The organism is Clostridium puniceum, assembly GCF_002006345.1.
Lineage (GTDB): Bacteria > Bacillota > Clostridia > Clostridiales > Clostridiaceae > Clostridium > Clostridium puniceum.
Genome location: NZ_LZZM01000093.1, coordinates 1 through 1558, shown reverse-complemented (window position 1 = coordinate 1558; position 1558 = coordinate 1). Strand labels below are relative to the sequence as shown.

General features: G+C 23.4%; 3 protein-coding genes. All 3 read right to left on the bottom strand.

The window, feature by feature from the left end; translation table 11 throughout:
• Positions 1-334: 334 nt before the first annotated feature.
• The gene (locus CLPUN_RS07055; protein WP_423237284.1) at positions 335-514 is read right to left on the bottom strand and encodes a hypothetical protein; all 180 of its coding nucleotides are present in this window, start codon (positions 512-514) and stop codon (positions 335-337) included.
• Between the two features lie 21 nt (positions 515-535).
• The gene (locus CLPUN_RS07050) at positions 536-748 is read right to left on the bottom strand and encodes a LexA family protein (RefSeq protein WP_077846611.1); all 213 of its coding nucleotides are present in this window, start codon (positions 746-748) and stop codon (positions 536-538) included.
• 637 nt (positions 749-1385) lie between these two features.
• On the bottom strand, positions 1386-1523 hold the full coding sequence (locus CLPUN_RS28000) for a hypothetical protein (RefSeq protein WP_198944300.1): 138 nt from the start codon (positions 1521-1523) through the stop codon (positions 1386-1388).
• Positions 1524-1558: the final 35 nt, after the last annotated feature.

The following is a 1558-nucleotide window of genomic DNA, read 5'->3' as shown; positions in this document are numbered from 1 at the left end:
CCGATACGAACGTCATATAAAATGGGTTTTATTAGCTTATTTAATAGATGAATTTAATAAAAAACAGCAAGGAATAAAATCAAGAAAATATCCTTGGAACCTTTGATTCCTATGAATATTTTCTTAAGTAACTATTTGTAAAAATTAGTTATTCAACAACCTATTCTAATATAAAATGAATAGCTTTAAAAATTAGTCAAAACTCTTTTTTAGGTTGATATTTTAATATATCTGTAAGATCACATTTTTAAACTTCACATATTATACTAAGATATTCTAAATAATTCTAACATAAATTATAATTTTTATAATTCTTTGTTATATTATCTCAATTCTAGTTAAGAATAAATTTACTAATGGTATTAACCATTTTTAGTTCTATATTTTTATCTTCCCTAGCTTTTTTAAATATTACCTCTAAATTATTTTCATTATATAGTTCACGATAATTCTCTTGTAAATATCTATCTACTGCATTAATTAAATTCTTTTCATTATTTTCTACATCTCTCACAATACACATCCCCCTTAATAATTAACTTATTTTTTGTATTCTTATACTTCTACAGCAGCCTTTTTCTTTCAATATATATACTTCCTTTTCCAATTTATTTATATATCCTCGTATTGCAGATGTGGAAGATATTCCTGAGAGTTTACATATCTCTCTAACTGTTGGTGGTATCTTTTTATTTTCAATATAATTCTTAATAATATCAAATATTTCTTTTTGTTTCTCTGTCAGCATTTTATCGTCTCCAATCAATCGAAAACACATTCGTACAAACTAGTGTTTGTATTTATATTACTACATTTAGATTATTTTGTAAATATAGTAAAAAGAACTAGAAGATTTTCATTAATCTTCTAGTCCATTTAATTCTTTACGTTTTATAAGGTATCAATTTATTTATTTTTTAGGAGCACAATAGTCAGCTACTTCTACTTCTTCTACAGTCTTAAACTAATCATTATGAAAATAAAAAACATTAGTTGAATTGCTTCTATTTACTATCCTTAGATAAGAAAATAAAGGTAATAATCAATATTTCTACTGTCTACTACCCTCATTTTCAATGCGAGAAAATATTTTTGTGTAATTATACTGGGGAATATGTGTATTAATACATTGTCCAATATTATATTAACATTTAGATAATTATTTTCAATATTATTTTCTTCAAAATACTTTTTTTATCATTAAGTAACTATATATTATGCGATTTTCTATTTTACGACAGAAAAGTAACATATGACAACTTTCAATTTTATAACTTGCATATAAAATTAAGACAAAAAAATAAAAGTAGGCTAAATATTTCTCAATCTACCTCTAATAGCTACTATCTATGAAATTTAGACAAATATATACATCAATTATTACATTACCTATCAATTAACTGATTCTTGACATACTCATTAATAGTCTCTTCTTCCCCTTCAAATATTTCTGTTAAATGTAGTATAATTTCTTTCTCATCTTCTGGAAGATTCTTTATTGTATCTTTAGTTATTTTACTCATAAAATTCTCTCCTTCTCATATATATTGTACAATAT